General features: G+C 64.9%; 19 protein-coding genes. 6 read left to right on the plus strand and 13 right to left on the minus strand.

Annotated features, from left to right (window positions below; all coding sequences use genetic code 11):
• Window positions 1–24: 24 nt before the first annotated feature.
• The 11 genes from BBTA_RS32070 to BBTA_RS32120 form a co-directional block, all read right to left on the minus strand.
• A complete protein-coding gene (locus BBTA_RS32070; RefSeq protein ID WP_015664455.1) occupies window positions 25–309 on the minus strand; it encodes a cupin domain-containing protein in 285 nt (94 codons plus the stop codon).
• Between the two features lie 17 nt (window positions 310–326).
• The gene (locus BBTA_RS32075) at window positions 327–1,424 is read right to left on the minus strand and encodes a calcium:proton antiporter (RefSeq protein ID WP_012046675.1); all 1,098 of its coding nucleotides are present in this window, start codon (window positions 1,422–1,424) and stop codon (window positions 327–329) included.
• Between the two features lie 110 nt (window positions 1,425–1,534).
• Complete coding sequence (locus BBTA_RS32080) at window positions 1,535–2,869, minus strand: sodium:proton antiporter (RefSeq protein WP_012046676.1); 1,335 nt, start codon at window positions 2,867–2,869, stop codon at window positions 1,535–1,537.
• Between the two features lie 100 nt (window positions 2,870–2,969).
• Window positions 2,970–3,770, minus strand: coding sequence for an alpha/beta hydrolase (locus BBTA_RS32085; RefSeq protein ID WP_012046677.1), 801 nt, complete (start codon window positions 3,768–3,770; stop codon window positions 2,970–2,972).
• Between the two features lie 18 nt (window positions 3,771–3,788).
• Window positions 3,789–5,186, minus strand: coding sequence for an NAD(P)(+) transhydrogenase (Re/Si-specific) subunit beta (locus tag BBTA_RS32090; protein WP_012046678.1), 1,398 nt, complete (start codon window positions 5,184–5,186; stop codon window positions 3,789–3,791).
• Window positions 5,187–5,231: 45 nt separating this feature from the next.
• Window positions 5,232–5,549, minus strand: coding sequence for a proton-translocating transhydrogenase family protein (locus BBTA_RS32095; protein WP_006612207.1), 318 nt, complete (start codon window positions 5,547–5,549; stop codon window positions 5,232–5,234).
• Window positions 5,550–5,573: 24 nt separating this feature from the next.
• The gene (locus tag BBTA_RS32100) at window positions 5,574–6,701 is read right to left on the minus strand and encodes a Re/Si-specific NAD(P)(+) transhydrogenase subunit alpha (protein WP_012046679.1); all 1,128 of its coding nucleotides are present in this window, start codon (window positions 6,699–6,701) and stop codon (window positions 5,574–5,576) included.
• 126 nt (window positions 6,702–6,827) lie between these two features.
• Entirely contained in the window at window positions 6,828–6,980 is a 153-nt protein-coding gene (locus BBTA_RS32105) for an aa3-type cytochrome c oxidase subunit IV (RefSeq protein WP_012046680.1), read from the minus strand.
• Window positions 6,981–7,085: 105 nt separating this feature from the next.
• Window positions 7,086–7,472, minus strand: a complete 387-nt coding sequence (locus BBTA_RS32110) for a type II toxin-antitoxin system death-on-curing family toxin (RefSeq protein ID WP_083780729.1) — start codon at window positions 7,470–7,472, stop codon at window positions 7,086–7,088.
• The gene (locus tag BBTA_RS32115; RefSeq protein ID WP_172236084.1) at window positions 7,469–7,732 is read right to left on the minus strand and encodes an AbrB/MazE/SpoVT family DNA-binding domain-containing protein; all 264 of its coding nucleotides are present in this window, start codon (window positions 7,730–7,732) and stop codon (window positions 7,469–7,471) included. Before BBTA_RS32115 ends, BBTA_RS32110 begins: the two co-directional genes overlap by 4 nt.
• Before the next feature lie 68 nt (window positions 7,733–7,800).
• On the minus strand, window positions 7,801–9,795 hold the full coding sequence (locus BBTA_RS32120; RefSeq protein ID WP_012046683.1) for a M3 family oligoendopeptidase: 1,995 nt from the start codon (window positions 9,793–9,795) through the stop codon (window positions 7,801–7,803).
• 120 nt (window positions 9,796–9,915) lie between these two features.
• Between BBTA_RS32120 and BBTA_RS32125 the strand changes: the two genes are divergently transcribed.
• The 4 genes from BBTA_RS32125 (at window position 9,916) to BBTA_RS32135 (ending at window position 15,817) form a co-directional block, all read left to right on the plus strand.
• Entirely contained in the window at window positions 9,916–11,409 is a 1,494-nt protein-coding gene (locus tag BBTA_RS32125; protein ID WP_012046684.1) for a sigma-54 dependent transcriptional regulator, read from the plus strand.
• Window positions 11,410–11,448: 39 nt separating this feature from the next.
• Window positions 11,449–11,628: a hypothetical protein gene (locus BBTA_RS40410; protein ID WP_148221548.1), complete on the plus strand. Its 180-nt coding sequence runs from the start codon at window positions 11,449–11,451 to the stop codon at window positions 11,626–11,628.
• 145 nt (window positions 11,629–11,773) lie between these two features.
• Window positions 11,774–13,882 carry a murein L,D-transpeptidase gene (locus tag BBTA_RS32130; RefSeq protein ID WP_012046685.1) on the plus strand — a complete coding sequence of 703 codons (2,109 nt, stop codon included), beginning with the start codon at window positions 11,774–11,776 and terminating at the stop codon, window positions 13,880–13,882.
• 300 nt (window positions 13,883–14,182) lie between these two features.
• Window positions 14,183–15,817 carry a DUF882 domain-containing protein gene (locus BBTA_RS32135; protein WP_012046686.1) on the plus strand — a complete coding sequence of 545 codons (1,635 nt, stop codon included), beginning with the start codon at window positions 14,183–14,185 and terminating at the stop codon, window positions 15,815–15,817.
• A gap of 120 nt (window positions 15,818–15,937) precedes the next feature.
• Here BBTA_RS32135 and BBTA_RS32140 read toward each other — a convergent pair whose 3' ends face one another.
• Together BBTA_RS32140 and BBTA_RS32145 are read right to left on the minus strand one after the other, a co-directional pair.
• The gene (locus tag BBTA_RS32140; protein WP_012046687.1) at window positions 15,938–16,213 is read right to left on the minus strand and encodes a DUF2312 domain-containing protein; all 276 of its coding nucleotides are present in this window, start codon (window positions 16,211–16,213) and stop codon (window positions 15,938–15,940) included.
• 269 nt (window positions 16,214–16,482) lie between these two features.
• Window positions 16,483–16,785, minus strand: coding sequence for a DUF1244 domain-containing protein (locus BBTA_RS32145; RefSeq protein ID WP_012046688.1), 303 nt, complete (start codon window positions 16,783–16,785; stop codon window positions 16,483–16,485).
• A 193-nt stretch (window positions 16,786–16,978) separates the two neighbouring features.
• On the opposite strand from BBTA_RS32145, the gene BBTA_RS32150 reads away from it, so the two are divergent.
• Together BBTA_RS32150 and pyk are read left to right on the plus strand one after the other, a co-directional pair.
• On the plus strand, window positions 16,979–17,566 hold the full coding sequence (locus BBTA_RS32150; RefSeq protein WP_012046689.1) for a DUF1036 domain-containing protein: 588 nt from the start codon (window positions 16,979–16,981) through the stop codon (window positions 17,564–17,566).
• The gene (gene pyk, locus BBTA_RS32155) at window positions 17,563–18,999 is read left to right on the plus strand and encodes a pyruvate kinase (RefSeq protein WP_012046690.1); all 1,437 of its coding nucleotides are present in this window, start codon (window positions 17,563–17,565) and stop codon (window positions 18,997–18,999) included. The genes BBTA_RS32150 and pyk overlap by 4 nt, the downstream gene beginning before the upstream one ends.
• The last annotated feature ends 6 nt before the right edge of the window (window positions 19,000–19,005 follow it).

Here is a 19,005-nt window from a genome sequence, read left to right on the forward strand (position 1 = left end):
AGCGGCATGCCGGTAAACAATTGGTTACGGCTTCAATTCAACTTCCAGGAAAACGATCTCGGAACCCGTCTCGTTCAGCACATCGTGTTCAACGCCCGCTTTGCGGAAGTAGGATTTCCCGACCGCGAGCTGCGCCTTCGAGCGCTCTCCCGACGGCGCCACGATCGTCATCTCGCCGGCGGTGACGGGCACGATCACGTAATCCATTTCATGGATATGGCGCCCCGTCGCACTCCCCGGCGCCAGCCGCCACTCCGTGACGCGGACCTCGGGCGTATCGACCTGGACGTCGGATTGAGCGCTGAGCATGCGGATCTCTCTCAAAATCAGGGCACGAAGAGCAGGAAGAGGAATATCGCGAACACGACCATGTGCACCAGCCCGAACAGGATGTTGGTCCGGCCTGTGCCGAAGGTCAGCATGCTCAGCACGAAGGTCAGGACCAGCAGCACCATTCCCTGGGCATCGAGCCCGAGCACGAGCTGCTTGTCGAGCGCATAAGCGGCGACCGCCACGGCCGGAATGGTCAGGCCGATGGTCGCGAGCGACGATCCCAGCGCCAGGTTGATGCTCTTTTGCAGATCGTTGGCGCGCGCCGCCGAGATCGCCGCCACGCTCTCCGGCAGCAGGATCAGCAGCGCCACCAACACGCCCGCGACGGCGGGCGGCGCACCGGTCGCGGCCACGCCGGCATCGACCACCAGCGAGAACTTCTTGGCGAGCAGCACGACAGCGAGCAGCGCGACCAGCAACAGCCCGACGCTGAGCATCAGCTTGCTGCGCGGCAGCCGGACATCATCATCGGCGAAGCCGGCCGAGCTGCCAACGAAATAGTCCCGGTGCCGGGTGGTCTGCGTATAAAGAAACATCGCGTAGAGCAGGATCGTGACGATGCTGACGAAGGCGAGCTGCGCCGTCGAATAGACCGGACCGGGAGAGGTCAGCGTGTAGTTCGGTAGCACCAGCGTGATGGTCGCCATCGTGAACAGCACGCTGAGATAGAGATTGGCACCGGACACGAGCACGTCCTGCTCGCGATAGCGCAGACTGCCAATGAAGATGCAGATTCCGACCAGGCCGTTGCATACGATCATGACGACGGCGAACACCGTGTCACGGGCCAGCGCCGGCGCAGCCTTGTCGCCGAGCATGATGGTGGCAATCAGCGCCACCTCGATGACCGTCACCGCCAGCGTCAACAGCAGCGTGCCGAACGGCTCGCCGATCTCATGCGCGATCACCTCGGCGTGATGCACGGCCGCGAACACCGTGCCGAACAGGATGACCAGCAGCACGGCCGCAAACACCAGTCCAACCGCTGACGGAGTGAAGTCGTAATGCAATGCCGTGACCCCCACGACCAGCGCCACGGCGAGGCCGGGGAAGATCACCGACGATGCCGGCGTGGCACCCTTCACGCTCATGATTCGCGCTCCTCGATCGGTTCCCATCGACTATGCGCGATGGCGCGGCGATCGTCACGCGCCGGGACGCACGCTTCTCGACCGGCACGGCCTCCGACATCAGCATCGGATCAATGCGGGTCGAGCAGCGGGTGGATCGGCAGCACCGTCAGCAGCACGAAGAGCGGGATCAGGATGGCGGCCGCCCGGAGCATGTAGCCGAAAAAGCTCGGCATCCTGATGCCCTGCTCGTTGGCGATCGCTGCGACCATGAAGTTCGGCGCGTTGCCGATATAGGTCAGTGCGCCCATGTACACCGCCCCCATCGAGATCGCGGCCAGCGTTCCCGACAGCTCGCCCATCAACACCTTGGGATCGCCGCCGGCGAGCTCGAAGAACAACAGATAAGTCGGCGCATTGTCGAGGAAGGCCGACATCAAGCCGGTAAACCAGAAATAGGCGACCTCGCGCGGCGCGCCGGAGGGCGTCGTCACCGCGGTCAGGAGCCAGCCGAACGAGCCGCCATGGCCCGCATTCAGCATCGCGATGACCGGAACGATCGCGGTGAAGATCGCGGCGAACAGCTTGGCGACCTCTCGGATCGGCTCCCAAGTGAACCCATTGGCCTCGCGGTGCTCATCCGGGGTGAGCCAGAGCGACAATCCGGCGATCACGACCAGGACGGCATCGCGAACCAGGTTCTGCAGCTCGAGATGCGTGCCGACAACGTCGAAAGAAATGCCCGGCTTCCAGGTCGCAGAGATCAGCGTGTTGGCAACGATGGCGGCGATCAGGAGGATGTTGACGAGCCCGCGGACCCGCAGCGGCTCCGTCGGACCATCGACGCTCGCCGGTTTCTCGGCGCGGTAGCGCCAAACATCGACCGCGGCGAAGACGACGAGCAGCAGGCCGGCGACGATCGCCGTCTGCAGCCAGATGTTGCGCGTGGTCCAGAAGAAGTCGACGCCGCGCAGGAAGCCGACGAACAGCGGCGGGTCGCCCAGCGGGCTCAAGGCGCCGCCGACATTGGCCGCAAGGATGATGAAGAAGATCAGCACATGGACGTTGTGCGGCCGCGTCAGATTGGCGCGGATCAGCGGCCGCACGAGGATCATCGCCGCGCCCGTGGTGCCGACCACGCTCGCGATGATCGTGCCGAGCGCGAGGATCGACGTATTGGTGGCGGGCGTGCCTCGGACGTCGCCGGTCACCAGGACACCGCCGGCCACCGTGTAGAGCGCGAACAGCAGCAGGATGAAGCTGAGATATTCAGCAAGCAGCGCATGGACGAACGACGCGAATGCGGCGCCGGGCCCGGCCTGCCAGCTCAACGCCGCCAACGTCATCAACGCCCATGCCGCAGCGATCTTGCCGTAGTGATGATGCCAGAACTTGGCGAACAGCAGCGGCCCGAGCGCAATCGACAGCAGCAATCCGGCGAATGGCAGCGCGAACGGCCAGGTCATCGCGGCGCCGTCCAGCCCGGTGGCGGCATGCGCCGGCCCGGGCAGCGCTGCGAAAACCAGACCCCCAACGAGCAGCGCCGGCCACGTCTTGAGGCCGAAGCTAAGGGCCGTCGATGAAAGTCTTTGCCGTCTCGGTCGCACCAAACAAATCCAGATCATTATGTCCGCCGTCAGGAAACCGTACGAAGCGCTTGGGGTCATGCGCAAGCGCGAACAATCGTTCCCCGAAGCGGATCGGAATCCCCGGATCCTGGGCCCCATGCATGATCAGGAGCGGCACGTGGACCGCGGCGATGCGGCGGTCCGAATGAAAGCTGTCGCGCATCAGCAGGCTGACCGGAACGACGCGGAGCATCTCGGAGGCGACATCAACGGTCGACGTGTAGGGCGCCTCCAGGATGAGCTTTGCAATCGGATGCTGTGCAGCGATTGCGGTCGCCACGCCGCTCCCGAGCGAAAAGCCCCAGGCCACGATGCGGTCGGCCGCATAGCGCTCCCGCGTGAACGCATAGGCGGCTGCGGCATCCTGAAGCAGCCCCGTCTCGCTGGGACTGCCAGTCGATCCGGCATAGCCGCGGTAGGACAACGCCACGAGACCGGTGCCGTCGGCGGTCAGCGCCTTGAAGCGCGAGACGACCCCCGCGAGGAAATCGCCATTGCCGGGGAAATAGAGCACGAGCTTGTGCCCAGGCTTCGCCGGGACATGCCAGGCAATGACCTTCTCGCCATCGGCGGAGGTCAGCACATGCTCTTCAGCTTGCGGAAAGCCGGCGGCAGAAGGCGCCGTGCGGCCGACCGGCGGGATCGGAAACAGCATCGCGCGCTGACGCACGAACAGCACCGCAAGCACGGTGGCGTAGATCGCCACCACGACGATCAGGAGCCATTTCACGACGGTCATGGCTCCCGACCGACTCCGTCACATCGCCTTGACGATGTTCTCGGTCATCTTCTTGGCGTCGCCGAGCAGCATCATCGTGTTGTCGCGGTAGAACAGCGGATTGTCGATGCCGGCATAACCGGACGCCAGCGAGCGCTTGATGAACATCACCGTGCCGGCCTTCCAGACCTGCAGCACCGGCATGCCGTAGATCGGCGAGGTCTTGTCCTCCTCGGCCGCCGGGTTGGTGACGTCGTTGGCGCCGATCACGAAGGCGACGTCGGCCTGCGCAAACTCCGAGTTGATGTCCTCGAGCTCGAACACCTCATCATAGGGCACGTTGGCTTCGGCGAGCAGCACGTTCATGTGGCCGGGCATGCGGCCCGCGACCGGATGGATGGCGTATTTCACCTCGACGCCTTCCTTCTTCAAGGTGTCCGCCATTTCGCGCAGCGCGTGCTGGGCCTGCGCCACCGCCATGCCGTAGCCGGGGACGATGATGACCTTCGACGCGTTCTTCATGATGAAGGCAGCATCGTCAGCCGAACCGAGCTTGGCCGGCTTCTGTTCGCCCGTGGCGGCACCCGCGGACGCAGTCTCACCGCCGAAGCCACCGAGGATGACCGAGATGAAGGAGCGGTTCATCGCGTGGCACATGATGTAGGACAGGATGGCGCCGGACGAGCCGACCAGCGCGCCGGTGATGATCAGCGCCGAATTGCCCAGCGTGAAGCCGATGCCCGCGGCGGCCCAGCCCGAATAGGAGTTCAGCATCGAGATCACGACCGGCATGTCGGCGCCGCCGATCGGGATGATCATCAGCACGCCGAGCGCCAGCGCCAGGATCGTGACCATCAGGAAGTCGAAGCCGCCGCCGGTCAGCACGAGGCGGACGACGAAGAAGACGAGCGCGACGGCGAGCGCAATGTTGATCAGGTGGCGCGCCGGCAGGATGATCGGTGCGCCGCTCATCCGCGCCGACAGCTTGAGGAACGCGATCACCGAGCCGGTGAAGGTCAGCGCGCCGATGGCGACGCCGAGCGACATCTCGACGAGGCTCTGCGGATGGATGTTGCCGGCCGTGCCGATGTCGAAGGCTTCCGGCGCGAAGAAGGCCCCTGCGGCGACCAGCACCGCGGCCATGCCGACCAGCGAGTGGAAGGCGGCGACGAGTTCGGGCATCGCCGTCATCGGCACCCGGCGGGCGATGACCGCGCCGATGCCGCCGCCGATCGCGACGCCGAGGATCACCAGGATCCAGGCCAGCGCATCCGCCGGCGGGTGGCTGGCGAGCGTGGTAAGGACCGCGATCCCCATGCCCACCATGCCGAACAGATTGCCCTGGCGGCTGGTGGCCGGGCTGGACAGCCCGCGCAGCGACAGGATGAACAGCACACCTGCCACGAGATAAAGGAGTGCCGACAGATTGGCGTTCATTGCAGATGCCCCGTTGTGCCTGTCATCCCGCGTCGTGCGGCGTTGTTACTTGGACTTCTTCTTGTACATCGCCAGCATGCGCTGGGTGACGAGGAAGCCTCCGAAGATGTTCACGCAGGCGAAGATCAGCGCGATGAAGCCGAAGGCCCGCGCCAGACCGCTGCCGCTCGACACCATGGAGACGCCGACCGCCAGCAGGGCGCCGACCACGATGACCGAGGAGATCGCATTGGTCACCGACATCAGCGGCGTATGCAGCGCCGGGGTCACCGACCACACGACGAAATAGCCGACAAAAACGGCGAGGACGAAGATCGACAGCCGGAAGACGAACGGATCGACGGCTTGGACGACATGCTCCATGGCTTTGCTCCTTGTGTCTTCCGACTAGGCCTTCGGCTGGAAGTTCGGGTGAATGATGGCGCCGTCCTTTGTCAAAGCCGTGGCCTTGACCAGTTCGTCGTCCCAATTGACCGCCAGCGTCTTCTCCTTCTTGTCGATCATCGTCTCGATGAAGGCGAAGAGGTTGCGGGCGTACAGCCCCGAGGCCGAGGCGGCGACGCGCCCGGCCAGGTTCGGGAAGCCGATGATCTTGACGCCGTCGATCTCGACGGTCTCGCCGAGCTTGACGCCTTCGACATTGCCGCCGCGCTCGACTGCGAGGTCGACCAGCACCGAGCCCGGACGCATCGACTTCACCATCTCCATGGTGACCAAGCGCGGGGCCGGACGGCCGGGGATCAGCGCCGTCGTGATGATGACGTCCTGCTTCTTGATGTGTTCCGCCGTCAGCGCCGCCTGCTTGGCCTGATACTCTTTCGACATTTCCTTGGCGTAGCCGCCGGCGGTCTGCGCATTCTTGAATTCCTCATCCTCGACGGCCAGGAACTTGGCGCCGAGGCTTTCCACCTGCTCCTTGGTGGCTGGACGGACGTCGGTGGCCGAGACGATGGCGCCGAGCCGGCGCGCAGTCGCGATCGCCTGAAGGCCGGCGACGCCGACGCCCATCACGAAGACCTTGGTCGCCGGCACGGTGCCGGCGGCGGTCATCATCATCGGAAAGGCCCGGCCGAAGGCCTCGGCCCCTTCGATGACCGCGCGATAGCCGGCGAGGTTCGCCTGGCTCGACAGCACGTCCATGACCTGGGCGCGGGTGATGCGCGGCATCAATTCCATCGCAAAGGACGCTATGCCGGCATCGGCCATCGCCTTCAGCGCAGCGTCATTGCCATAGGGATCCATGATCGCGAACACCAGCGCGCCGCGCCGGTAGTTGGCGAGCTCGGAAGCCTCCGGCCGCTTCACCTTGATGATGATGTCGGCGTCCTTCAGCGCGTCGGCGCTCACGGTGGCGCCGGCTGCCGTGAACTCCGCGTCGGGGACGCCGGACTTGATGCCGGCACCGGGCTCGATCACGACCTCGGCGCCCAACGCCTTGAACTTCTTCACCGTGTCGGGAGAGGCGGCGACCCGCGGCTCCAACGGGTCGATTTCCTTGGCGACGGCAATCTTCATGAGGCCTCCGGCGCGGATGCGCGCGCGAGCTTAAAAGGGGCGGGACGGCGATGTGTCGTCAGCGGGCGCGGCATCCGCACTCAGCTGAAGGCCCGCCAGCGGGGTGCCGGCGGGCCGAAAGCGACATTAAGCGATGAAAATGGCCATCAAGATGACGATGAGGGCGACACCGATGGTGCCGTACTTCACCAGCGCGATGAATCCCTCATAGGTTGCTTCATGCGCCGCGTAGTCGTTGCCGTCAGCCGTCGAGTAGGCGGTCTCGCCATGGTTTGCCATCGGGGTCCCCCAGAGAAATATGCTTTGTTAAGGTCGCATACCTCAAAGCCGATGCAAGGGCAACGGCGGCCATGCCAGCCAGTTCTATCGGCTTTTCCGATCACCCTATTGGCTTGGCCAATTATCACGGATCCAGCGCGTCAGGCTGGCCTCGCTGACCTCGCCCGCAGCGAGGGCGAGGATCACCGCAGCGGCGTCCGCTTCCGGGACGTCGAAATCGAATCCATTGACGCCAAGGAACGTATAGAGCGCCAGCAGCGAGGTCCGCTTGTTGCCATCCACGAACGGATGATTGCGCGCAATGCCGTAGGCATAGGCTGCGGCGAGCTCCGGAAGCTCTGCGCCTTCGTAAGCCCACTTGTTTCTCGGGCGATCCAGCGCAGACTCGAGCATGCCCTCGTCGCGCAAGCCGCTTGCTCCGCCATGAATTGCAAGCTGCTCATCATGGATTGCAACGACCATCTGACGCGTGAGCCAGAACGGCTCGTTCATTTCGCCAGCTCGGAGAGCGCGTTGTGATACCGCTTCATGCCGCGCCGGGCGACTGTCATCGCCCGCTCGAAATCCGGATCATGCGGCGTCAGCATGATGCCGCCACCCGGCTGCTCGACAGGGAACAGCTTGTCCCCCTCTTTAAGGTTCAGCCGGGCCACCATCTCCTTAGGCAAGATCAGCCCGATGGAATTACCGATCTTTCGGACCTGCAGCACCACGCTGCTGTCCGGCTTCAGCTCCTTGGGACTTTCATTCATGGCAGGCTCCTCTGTTGTACACTTGTATAACAGAGAAGCCCACCCAGTTCAACAAATGTTATACGCCACTACCCCATCCGCTCCAGCTCATCGATCATGCCGGCGATGACCGACAGGCCGCCATCCCAGAATTTCGGGTCCTTGGCGTCCAGGCCGAACGGGGCGAGCAGCTCGGAATAATGCTTGGTGCCACCGGCGGCGAGCATCGCCAGATAACGCTCGGCGAAGCCCTCGGCGGCATGCTCGTAGACCGCATAGAGCGAGTTCACGAGGCAGTCGCCGAACGCATAGGCGTAGACATAGAACGGCGAATGGATGAAGTGCGGGATGTACATCCAGAAGTTCTCGTAGCCCGGCTTGATCTCGATCGCTTCGCCGAGGCTCTCGGTCTGCACCGACAGCCAGATCTGACCGAGCCGCTCGGCGGTGAGCTCGCCATTCTTGCGCTCGGTGTGCACGGCGCGCTCGAACGAATAGAACGCGATCTGCCGCACCACCGTGTTGATCATGTCCTCGACCTTGCCGGCGAGCAGCGCCTGGCGCTGCTTGGCGTCGCGGGTCTCGGACAACAGGCGCTTGAAGGTCAGCATCTCGCCGAACACGCTCGCGGTCTCGGCGAGCGTCAGCGGCGTCGGCGCCATCAGCGCGCCTTGCCTCGCCGCCAACACCTGGTGGACGCCATGGCCGAGCTCGTGCGCGAGCGTCATCACGTCGCGCGGCTTACCCTGATAGTTCATCAGCACATAGGGATGCGCCGAGGGCGTGGTCGGATGCGAGAACGCGCCCGGCGCCTTGCCCGGCCGCACCGGCGCATCGATCCAGCTCTGGTCGAAGAAGCGCTGGGCGATGTCGGCCATTTCAGGCGAGAAGCCGCGATAGGCCGTCAGCACCATGTTCTTGGCGTCCGGCCAGGCGATGGTGGCGTTGGCGGCGAAGGGCAACGGCGCGTTGCGGTCCCAATGCGCGAGCTTCTTCTTTTTGAACCAGCGCGCCTTCAGTTGATAGTAGCGATGCGACAGCTTCGGATAGGCCGCGCGCACCGACGCCACCAGCGCATCGACCACTTCGCGCTCGACCCGGTTGTTGAGATGGCGGGAATCCGCGACATCCTGGAAGCCGCGCCAGCGATCGGAGATGTCCTTGTCCTTGGCCAGCGTATTGGTGATCAGCGCGAAGGTGCGCTCATTGGCCTTGAAGGTCTTGGCCAGCGCCTCGGCGGCCGCCTTGCGCTTGGCACCGTCGCGGTCCTGCAGGAAGTTCAAGGTCGGCTCGATCGCGAGCTCCTTTCCCCCGACCTGGAAGCGCAGACCGGCGATGGTCTGATCGAACAGCCGGTTCCAGGCCGAATAGCCCGTCTGCGACTTCTCGTGGAACAGCTGCTCGACGCGATCCTCGAGCTGATATGGCTTGTCCTTGCGCAGATCCTCGATCCATGGCCGGTAATGGCCGAGCGCCGGCGTCTCCATCGCGCGCTCAATGACCGCGTCGTCGATGCGGTTGAGCTCGAGCGGGAAGAACAGCAGATGCGTGGATGCAGCGGTCAGTCGCTCGGAGATATCGCCGTAGAATTTGGAAATCGCCGGATCGACACTGTCGCCGGCATGCGCGAGGCCCGCGAATGAACCAAGCCGGCCGGCAAGATCGTCGATCGCCTCGTAGCGCCGCACGGCCGCTGCAAGCCATTCGCCGCCATCGTCGCGTGCGACATGCTCGGCGAGCTTGCCCTTGTAATCCGTCTCAAACGCGACGCATTCGGCATCCATCTTCGCGAGATCGTGAGCGATCTCCGGTGCGTCGATGCCCATATACAGGTCGCCGAGATTCCATTCGGGCAGCGTCCCGATTCCCGTCTTGGCCGCGACCTCCTTCTTTGCGGGCTTGGCGGACGATTTGGCCGCTGCACCACGCCCTGCTTTGACCGCCGGTTTCGACTTGGACGCCGGCTTGTTGGACGCCGGCTTGCCGGACGTCGGCTTGGCGGCGGCCTTCTTGGCCTTGGCGGTTTTGGACGGAGGAGCGGACTTGGTCGGCTTGCGGAGGGCGGAAGAAGCGCGCGAGGTCATCGGATGGGTAACCTGTTGTTCGAACGTGTATCCCGATCAGCGAGGTTTAAGGTTGCGTTAATCGGCGTCGGCGAGAGTGCCCCGATTCGAGACAGATAGTCGTAGCGTGCAAGGAAAGCCATGGCTGCCAGCATTTTGATCGCCGATGATGATCCGGTCCAGCGCCGGCTGGTGGAGAACATGGTGCAGAAATGCGGCTACGAGGCGATTGTGGTCGACACCGGCGACGCCGTCATCGAGAAGCTGACCCATACCGACGCCGGCCCGATCGACGCCATCGTGCTCGATCTGGTGATGCCCGGGCTCGACGGCATGGGCGTCCTGTCCAAGATGCGCGAAGCCGGGATTTCGATACCCGTGATCGTGCAGACGGCGCATGGCGGGATCGACAATGTCGTTTCGGCGATGCGCGCCGGCGCGCAGGACTTCGTGGTCAAGCCGGTCGGGATCGAGCGTCTGCAGGTCTCCTTGCGCAATGCCCTGAACACGTCCGCGCTGAAGGGAGAGCTGCAGCGCATCCGTCACAGCCGTGAGGGCCGGCTGACGTTCGACGACATCATTACCCGGGCGGAGGCGATGGCGCCGATCCTGCGCATCGCCGAGAAGGCTGCGGCATCCTCGATCCCAGTCTTGATCGAAGGCGAATCCGGAGTCGGCAAGGAGCTGTTCGCCCGCGCGATCCACGGCACCAGCGAGCGCAAGACAAAGCCGTTTGTGGCGGTCAATTGCGGCGCGATCCCCGACAACCTCGTGGAATCGATTCTGTTCGGCCATGAGAAGGGCGCATTTACTGGCGCGACCGAGCGTCACATGGGCAAATTCGTCGAAGCCCATGGCGGAACGCTGTTCCTCGACGAGGTCTCCGAGCTGCCGCTCGCCGCCCAGGTCAAGCTGCTGCGCGCTTTGCAGGAAGGCGCGGTCGAGGCGGTCGGCGGCCGCAAGCCGGTCAAGGTCGATGTCCGCATCATCTCGGCGACCAATCGCAGGCTGCTCGAACGCGTCAAGGAAGGTCATTTCCGCGAAGACCTGTTCTACCGGCTGCATGTGCTGCCGCTGACGATCCCGCCCTTGCGCGCGCGCCGCGAGGACATTCCGCATCTGCTGCGGCACTTCCTCGCGCGTTTCGCGGCCGAGGAGAATCGCGCCGTGACCGGCATCGCCGGCGACGCCGTCGCCTATCTGACCAAGCTCGACTGGCCCGGCAACATCCGCCAGCTTGAAAACGCGGTCTATCGCGCCGTCGTCATGAGCGAGAGCGATCTGCTCGGCGTGGCGGATTTTCCGCTGATCCCGACCCATGCACCGCCGGTGGAGCCGGCGCCCGCGCTCACCGTCGAGCGGCCCATCCCGTCACTGCCGGCGGTCGTGCCGGGTAGTGAAGTACCCATCGCTCCCCTGCCCTCGCACGGTGCTCTGCCGCTCCTGACCGCGAGCGGCGAGGTGCGCCCACTCGAGGAACTGGAGCACGAGATCATCCGCTTCGCCATCGCGCATTACCGTGGCCAGATGTCGGAGGTTGCGCGGCGTCTCAAAATCGGACGCTCGACGCTATACCGCAAGCTCGACGAAGCCAATGGCGAGACGCCGGCGACGGAATCTCCGCCGCTGGGATGATCGGCTCATGTCCGAAAAACGCCGCAAGGCTCCGCAACAATGGAACATCTGAACCGTTGCCTTGCGGTGACAGACAAAGGAAAAAACGCATGGCACAAACGCACGATCGGTTTGGCCGGGGTTTCCCAAGAGTCAGTTTGTCGTGAGTTGTCCCGTGTGGCGCTGGCCGCAGAAATGGGGCTTGAGTATCGTTTGGTGAATCATTGCGTGCATGCGTGATCCATTCTCACAAGCGGGCGCTCGAGCCGGAGCCGGCGGGCAGAAGCGAGCGTGTGACCGACCCTGTTCCGGACGGAACGAATCATCCGAGGGATTGACGATGCGAGATTGTGTGACCACCCGTGGCGGATATGACCGCGTGCTGATGGCTGTCGCGGCAACCTTCCTCGCGGTGTCCGCGACCTCGGCTTTGGCCCAGGGTGACGCGCCTCGCAACAACGCTGCCGAGTTGGCCATCGATGCGGCGATCCCGCTGCCCGAGCCGGCCAATGTGCCGCCGCCGACCGCCAGCGATTTCAAGCTCGACACCACCGCGACGGTCTCGCCCGGGCCGGCCAAGACACCCGACAAGACCCCGGATCTGGCCAAAACCCCCGAGCAGGCCAAGGCACCCGAGCCGACGAAGCCGCTCGACGCTGTCGCGGCCCCGGCCGCTGAGCCAGCCAAGACGATGGCCAGCCCGCCTGCTGCCACGGCAACGGCGCCCGAACCGGCGAAGGATCCGGTCAAGGCCGCCAGCAACATTCCTGCGGCCGATCAGCCGGTGGCCGATCGTTTGCGCGACCTGATCGCCACCAAGGGCGCGCGCTATTTCGATCGCAAGACCGAGCGCGCCGCGGTCGAGAAATTCTACACCGGCCGCGACTATGCGCCGATCTGGACTCAGGCCGGCAACCTGACCGCGACCGCCAAGGGCGTGATCGCTCGCCTGCGGGATGCGGCGGCGGACGGCCTCAATCCTGCCGATTATCCGGTGCCCGATTTCAGCGCTGCGGCGGCCACGCCCGATGCGTTGGCGGAAGCCGATCTCAAGCTGACTGAAAGCATGCTCGACTATGCCCGCCAGGCGCAGAGCGGCCGCATGCACTGGTCGCAGGTGTCGGCGGACATTCAATATCCCGAACATCCGATCGACCCGAACGAGGTGCTGGCCAACGTCACCACCGCCAAGGACGCATCTGCGGCGCTTGAGAGCTACAACCCGCCGCACAAGCTCTACAAGCTGCTGAAGGCCAAGCTCGCCGAGCTGCGCGGCGGCAGCGATGGGGCGCCGATCATCATCGACGACGGCCAGCCGCTGAAATACACCCCGGCCCGCGGCAAGAACGCGCCCGAGGCCGAGGCGCAGATGTCCGATCCGCGCGTGCCGAAGCTCCGCGCCAAGCTCGGACTCACCGAGAATGCCGACGACATCCGCTATGATGCGAAGGTCGCCGCGGCCGTGCGCAAGTTCCAGGAGAGCGCCGATCTCAAGCCGACGGGCGTGCTCGACGATCGCACCGTGAAGGCGCTGAACACGCCCAAGCGCGACAAGCAGATCGACACCATCCTCGTCAACATGGAGCGCTGGCGCTGGCTGCCGCGCGACCTCGGCGCGCCGGCGCTCGGGGATGCCTATGTGATCCTCAACATTCCCGATTATACGCTGAAGGTCATGCAACGCGGCGCCCAGGTCTGGACCACCCGCGTCGTGACCGGCAAGCCGGGCCAGCATGCGACCCCGCTGCTCAGCGAGACGATGAAGTTCATCACGGTCAATCCGACCTGGAACGTACCGCCGTCGATCATCTACAACGAATATCTGCCGGCGCTGCAGCAGGATCCGACGGTGCTCGACCGCATGGGGCTTCGCCTGGAGCGCGCCCGCGACGGCTCGATCCACATCTCCCAGCCGCCGGGCGAGGCCAACGCGCTCGGCCGCATCCGTTTCAACTTCCCGAACAAGTTCCTGGTCTATCAGCACGACACGCCGGACAAGCATCTGTTCGCGCGCGAGGACCGCGCCTTCAGCCATGGCTGCATGCGCGTGCAGTATCCCGACCAGTACGCATCCGTTCTGCTGAACATCGCCATGCCGGGCGAGCGCTACACGCCCGAGCGTATCCGCAGCATGTATGGTTCGAGCGAGATCGACCTGAAATTCCCGACGCCGATCCCGGTCAACATCACCTACCAGACCGCCTTCGTCGACGATGCCGGCAAGCTGCAGTTCCGCAAGGACGTGTATGGCCGCGACGCGACCATGATCTCGATCCTGAAGAACGGCCGCGGCAAGGATCTCGAAAACGTCGTCGCCCACGCGCAGCCGAGCTATGCGCGGCCGCGCGGACCACTGCCGAGCGCGGTCAATGTCAGCGACAACAGCTTCTCGTCGGGGTCAGGGCCGAACTTCTTCGAGCGCCTGTTCGGCGGCGGTTCGCCGACCCCGCCGGCCCCGGTCGGGCGCCCGGTGCGACGGGTGTTCACCCGCTGATCCGAGCAAGGTCCACGACCTGAAAATAACGATCTGAAAATATCGACGTGAGATCAAGAAGCCCGCCGAAGGTAACATCTTCGGCGGGCTTCTTTTTAATGTTGGTTAACCACAACGGTCAACCACGATTCGCTGGCCCTTTTTCGCCACACTCAAGAGTATATGTTAAGGGTAATTGGGGGGCGGGCCGGTGAGTATCCTTTAACCATCCCGCCTTAGGTAAGCGTTTCCTCTCTCTTCCGCCGGACGGGCCGCAAGAGGGTATCCGAGTAAACGCTCGTCGACGGGGTGGGCTGCATCTTGCTGTCTGTTTTCGCGCGCCAATCTGTTTCGCTCACGAGAGCGGGTTGGAAGGCTGGATGCCGATCTGGACTGGCGACGCTGCTGCTGCTGATCGGCGCAGGCTCGGTCCATGATGCGGCGGCCTTGAACGAAACACGCACGCTCTCCTTCCATCACACCCATTCCGGCGAGGACCTCACGGTCACCTTCAAGCGCGAAGGCCGCTATGACGAAGATGCGCTGAAGAAGCTCAACCACTTCCTGCGCGACTGGCGCACCCAGGACGAGACGGTCATGGACCGCCGCCTGTTCGACATCCTCTGGGAAGTCTATCGCGACGTCGACGCCAAGCAGCCGATCCAGATCATTTCGTCGTACCGCTCTCCCGCCACCAATTCGATGCTGCGCCGGCGCTCGGCGCATTCCGGGGTGGCGCGGCACAGCCAGCACATGCTGGGCCATGCGATGGATTTCTACATTCCCAACGTGCCGCTGGAGCAGATCCGCTTCGCCGGCCTGCGCCTGCAGCGCGGCGGCGTCGGCTTCTATCCGACCTCCGGCTCGCCCTTCGTGCACTTGGACACCGGCAATATCCGGCACTGGCCGCGCATGACCGCCGATCAGCTGGCGCGCGTATTCCCTGACGGCAAGACCGTGCACGTCCCGAGCAATGGCGTGCCGCTGAAGGGCTATGAGCTGGCCAAGGCCGAGATCGAGAAGCGCGGCAATGGCGAGGACGCCTCGACCGGAAAGCCCGGCCTGCTCGCACGCCTGTTCCGGGGACGCCCGAGCGAGGATGACGAAGAGTCGTCGGAGGCCGACGTCAAGCCGGTCCAGGCGGCGGCGGTCGCGGCCAAGCCGGCCGACAGCAAATCCACGGCGCGCGGCAAGATCGCCAATGCGCTGCAGTTGGCGTCGGCCGATTCGCAGGGCGCACAGCCAGTGGCCGCCAAGTCCGGCAACAAGCCCGAGTCCAGGCCCGAAAGCCAGCCGGAGGCGAAGCCCGAGACCACGAGCGCGATTGCCGCCAATGCGGCCCGGGACGGCGGCCCGCAGAGCGTCGCCGACATCATCAATTCACGCGGCTTCTGGGGTGACAATCCAGCGACGCCGAAGCAGGCGACGCCCGAGCAGGTGGCCGCGATCACCGCGCGCCGGGCGCTGTCCTCGATCGATCAGCCGCAGAACGCAAGCCTGATGCAGGCCATGGCCTTCGCTCCTCCGGCCTCCTCGCCGATCGATCGCGCCAATGGCAGCGGCACCGCGGCAGTGATCCCGGTGCGCAATTCCCGCCCCGCGACGCGCAGTGCGGCACCCGCTCCCGACGGCGCCGCGGCGGCCGGCAAGAACGCCCAGGGCCAGGATGCCGTGATCACGATGTCCACCCGGATTTCGGCCGCCAAGGGCACCGATTCGACCTGGATGCGGGCGATTCTGTTGACGCCGAGCGCCTCGTCCTCGATGTCCGTGACCAAAATGGGCGACCCTGATCTCACGGTCATGCGCAGCTATTTCGTCAAGCCGCAGGTCGCGATCGCGATGAGCTTCGCCGCCGATCCGACACCGGGACTGAGCTATGACCAGTTCTCCGGGCCTGCGATCATCAAGCTCGAAACCAAGAGCTTCACGATGCGCGCCGCAGCCTTGCGCTGAGGTGCCGTGGGCCCGCCGCATCTGCCGGCGTGACGGGCCCGGTCGGGATGCCGACAAGCAAATGCCCGCGGATGCGAGCATCCGGGGCATTCGAACGTCGACGGATCAGGCGCTTTCGCCTCAGACCATGCCGAGCGCCTGCATGTAGGTCTCGAGGATGCTCTCCTCCTCCTGGCGCTCATTCGGGTCTTGCTTGCGCAGCCGGATGATGGTGCGCAGCGCCTTGACGTCGAAGCCGTTGCCTTTGCTTTCGGCATAGACGTCCTTGATGTCCTCGGAGATCGCCTTCTTCTCCTCCTCCAGCCGCTCGATGCGCTCGATGATCGACCTGAGCTGGTCTACGGCGAAGCGGGTCGCGGGCGAGTCGTCGTCCTTCGCGGCGGCGGAGGTGGCCATTTGATACTCCTGAATGGAACTGGTGTGTCCAATGAAGGCGCCCGTCAGGCGCATGTGCTCGCCGCGACCCTCAAATCTGGCGTGCCCTGCGTCAAGGCGACATCGTCCTCATCCACAGAGCGCCCACACTTTGTTGGTCCAGATGGCGGCAGGCGCGGGCCAGCGGGCGACGCCGCTTGCGTTGAGCCCGCCATCCGGCGCAGCCCTCCGATTCGCTCATTCGCGCTATCCGCGCCTGCCCTCGCAAGGGCCGATAACCAAGCCCGATATCAGTGGCCCGGGTGGACTTTCTTCATGGCGTCGAGCTGCTCGGCACTGGCCTCGCGCTGATACTTCGCCTTCCACTCCTCATACGGCATGCCGTAGACGGCCTCGCGGCTCTCATCCCTGGTCATCGCGGCGCCCTTGGCGTCGGCCGCGTCCTTCAGCCAGTTGGACAGGCAATTGCGGCAGAACCCCGCCAGGTTCATCAGGTCGATATTCTGAACGTCGGTTCTGGTCCGCAGATGCTCGACGAGCCTGCGGAAGGCGGCAGCTTCGAGTTCGGTCCGGGTGGTGCTGTCCATCGTCATCGCTTTCGTTCCCTGTTCCGCGTTGTGGCGGATGTCTGCTATAAGATGCGGCATCGTCGCAGGCTTGGCCATATCGCAACACCTTAAGGGGGCAATGGGCGCGATCGACCCACCGTCGCCACGAATTGCCTTGCCGTTGACAGCCGCAGCCAAGTCACGCGACATCAATCAACGTTTGATATAGCGTCGCGCAATGATCCCCAAAACCTCCTCCCTCCTGCATCGCATTCCCCGCTGCCCCGGTTTCGGACTGCTTTCGCTGCTTGGGCTGGCCGCGCTCTGTCTCTCCTCCACCCCGGCAGCGGCTGATTTCCGGCTCTGCAACAACACGTCAAGCCGGGTCGGCATCGCCCTTGGCTACAAGGACGCCGAGGGCTGGACCACTGAAGGCTGGTGGAACGTCTCATCTCGCAGCTGCGAGACCCTGCTGAAGGGCACCCTGGTGGCACGCTATTACTACATTTATGCGCTCGATTATGACCGCGGCGGCGAGTGGTCCGGCCAGGCCTTCATGTGTTCGCGCGACAAGGAATTCACGATCAAGGGAACCGAGAACTGCCTGGCCCGCGGCTTCGACCGCACCGGTTTCTTCGAGGTCGATACCGGGGACCAGCGCGCCTGGACGGTACAGCTGACCGAAGCCAATGAGCAGCCCGCGCAGCAGCGCGTTCCCGGCATTCCCGGCACGCTGGGCCCTGGCGGCAATGTGCCGGGCCTCCCCAATGGACCGCAGGCCGCCCCGCCGGCCGCCACGCCTCCCGGGCAAGCGCCCAAGCCATGAGACGATTACGGCGCATCAAGATCCTCGCCACGCTCGGCCCCGCCTCCTCGGACAGCGCGATGATCCGCAAGCTGTTCGAGGCGGGCGCCGACATCTTCCGGATCAATATGAGCCACACCCCGCATGACAAGCTGCGGGAGCTGGTGGCGACCATCCGCAGTGTCGAAGCGAGCTATGGCCGTCCGATCGGCATTCTGGTCGATCTGCAGGGGCCGAAGCTGCGGCTCGGCACCTTTGCCGACGGGCCGGTGCAGTTGAACAACGGCCAGAGCTTCGTGCTCGATGCCGACAAGACGCCGGGCGATGCGACCCGGGTGCATCTTCCGCATCCGGAGATCCTGGCGGCGCTGCAGCCGGGCCATGCCCTGCTGCTCGACGACGGCAAGGTGCGGCTGATCGCCGAGGAGACCTCGCCGACCCGCGCGGTCACCCGCGTGGTGATCGGCGGCCGAATGTCCGACCGCAAGGGCGTGAGCCTGCCGGACACCGACCTGCCGGTGTCGGCGATGACGCCGAAGGACCGCGCCGATCTCGAGGCCGCCTTGAATATCGGCATCGACTGGATTGCGCTGTCTTTCGTGCAGCGTGCCGACGACGTGCTCGAGGCCAAGAAGATCATTCGTGGCCGCGCTGCGGTCATGTCCAAGATCGAGAAGCCGCAGGCGATCGAACGTCTGAACGACATCATCGACGCTTCGGATGCGCTGATGGTCGCCCGCGGCGATCTCGGCGTCGAGCTGCCGCTGGAGCGCGTCCCCGGTCTGCAGAAACTCATGACCCGGCTGGCCCGCCGCGCCGGCAAGCCGGTCGTCGTGGCGACGCAGATGCTGGAATCCATGATCCAGTCGCCAGTGCCGACCCGCGCCGAGGTCTCCGACGTCGCCACCGCGGTCTATGAAGGCGCCGACGCGATCATGTTGTCCGCGGAATCGGCCGCCGGGAAATACCCGATCGAGGCGGTGTCGACGATGAACCGGATCGGCGAGGAGGTCGAGCGCGACGTGGTGTACCGCTCGGTGATCGCCGCGCAGCGCCCGGAGCCGGAATCGACCGCCGGTGATGCGATCGCGGAAGCCGCTCGCCGCATTGCCGAGAATCTCGACCTGCCCACCATCATCTGCTGGACCTCGTCCGGCTCGACCGCGGTCCGCGTCGCCCGCGAACGCCCGAAGCCGCCGGTCGTCGCGATCACGCCCAATCTCGCCACCGGCCGACGATTGTCGGTCGTCTGGGGCGTGCACTGCGTCGTCGCGGAGGATGCCCGCGACCAGGACGACATGGTCGAGCGCGCCGGCTCGATCGCATTCCGCGACGGCTTCGTGCGCGCTGGTCAGCGCGTGCTGGTCGTCGCTGGCGTTCCGCTGGGCACGCCCGGCACCACCAACATGGTGCGCATCGCTTATGTCGGACCGTCCAGCGAGGCCCTTCTCTGACACCGA

It is taken from the genome of Bradyrhizobium sp. BTAi1, from assembly GCF_000015165.1.
Taxonomy (GTDB): domain Bacteria; phylum Pseudomonadota; class Alphaproteobacteria; order Rhizobiales; family Xanthobacteraceae; genus Bradyrhizobium; species Bradyrhizobium denitrificans.

Excerpts from the sequence above, each read along its gene's own strand:
- BBTA_RS32070 (WP_015664455.1), bottom strand. The coding sequence starts at position 309 with ATGCTCAGCGCTCAATCCGACGTCCAGGTCGATACGCCCGAGGTCCGC.
- BBTA_RS32075 (WP_012046675.1), bottom strand. The coding sequence starts at position 1,424 with ATGAGCGTGAAGGGTGCCACGCCGGCATCGTCGGTGATCTTCCCCGGC.
- BBTA_RS32080 (WP_012046676.1), bottom strand. The coding sequence starts at position 2,869 with ATGACCTGGCCGTTCGCGCTGCCATTCGCCGGATTGCTGCTGTCGATT.
- BBTA_RS32085 (WP_012046677.1), bottom strand. The coding sequence starts at position 3,770 with ATGACCGTCGTGAAATGGCTCCTGATCGTCGTGGTGGCGATCTACGCC.
- BBTA_RS32090 (WP_012046678.1), bottom strand. The coding sequence starts at position 5,186 with ATGAACGCCAATCTGTCGGCACTCCTTTATCTCGTGGCAGGTGTGCTG.
- BBTA_RS32095 (WP_006612207.1), bottom strand. The coding sequence starts at position 5,549 with ATGGAGCATGTCGTCCAAGCCGTCGATCCGTTCGTCTTCCGGCTGTCG.
- BBTA_RS32100 (WP_012046679.1), bottom strand. The coding sequence starts at position 6,701 with ATGAAGATTGCCGTCGCCAAGGAAATCGACCCGTTGGAGCCGCGGGTC.
- BBTA_RS32105 (WP_012046680.1), bottom strand. The coding sequence starts at position 6,980 with ATGGCAAACCATGGCGAGACCGCCTACTCGACGGCTGACGGCAACGAC.
- BBTA_RS32110 (WP_083780729.1), bottom strand. The coding sequence starts at position 7,472 with ATGAACGAGCCGTTCTGGCTCACGCGTCAGATGGTCGTTGCAATCCAT.
- BBTA_RS32115 (WP_172236084.1), bottom strand. The coding sequence starts at position 7,732 with ATGAATGAAAGTCCCAAGGAGCTGAAGCCGGACAGCAGCGTGGTGCTG.
- BBTA_RS32120 (WP_012046683.1), bottom strand. The coding sequence starts at position 9,795 with ATGACCTCGCGCGCTTCTTCCGCCCTCCGCAAGCCGACCAAGTCCGCT.
- BBTA_RS32125 (WP_012046684.1), top strand. The coding sequence starts at position 9,916 with ATGGCTGCCAGCATTTTGATCGCCGATGATGATCCGGTCCAGCGCCGG.
- BBTA_RS40410 (WP_148221548.1), top strand. The coding sequence starts at position 11,449 with ATGGAACATCTGAACCGTTGCCTTGCGGTGACAGACAAAGGAAAAAAC.
- BBTA_RS32130 (WP_012046685.1), top strand. The coding sequence starts at position 11,774 with ATGGCTGTCGCGGCAACCTTCCTCGCGGTGTCCGCGACCTCGGCTTTG.
- BBTA_RS32140 (WP_012046687.1), bottom strand. The coding sequence starts at position 16,213 with ATGGCCACCTCCGCCGCCGCGAAGGACGACGACTCGCCCGCGACCCGC.
- BBTA_RS32145 (WP_012046688.1), bottom strand. The coding sequence starts at position 16,785 with ATGACGATGGACAGCACCACCCGGACCGAACTCGAAGCTGCCGCCTTC.
- BBTA_RS32150 (WP_012046689.1), top strand. The coding sequence starts at position 16,979 with ATGATCCCCAAAACCTCCTCCCTCCTGCATCGCATTCCCCGCTGCCCC.
- pyk (WP_012046690.1), top strand. The coding sequence starts at position 17,563 with ATGAGACGATTACGGCGCATCAAGATCCTCGCCACGCTCGGCCCCGCC.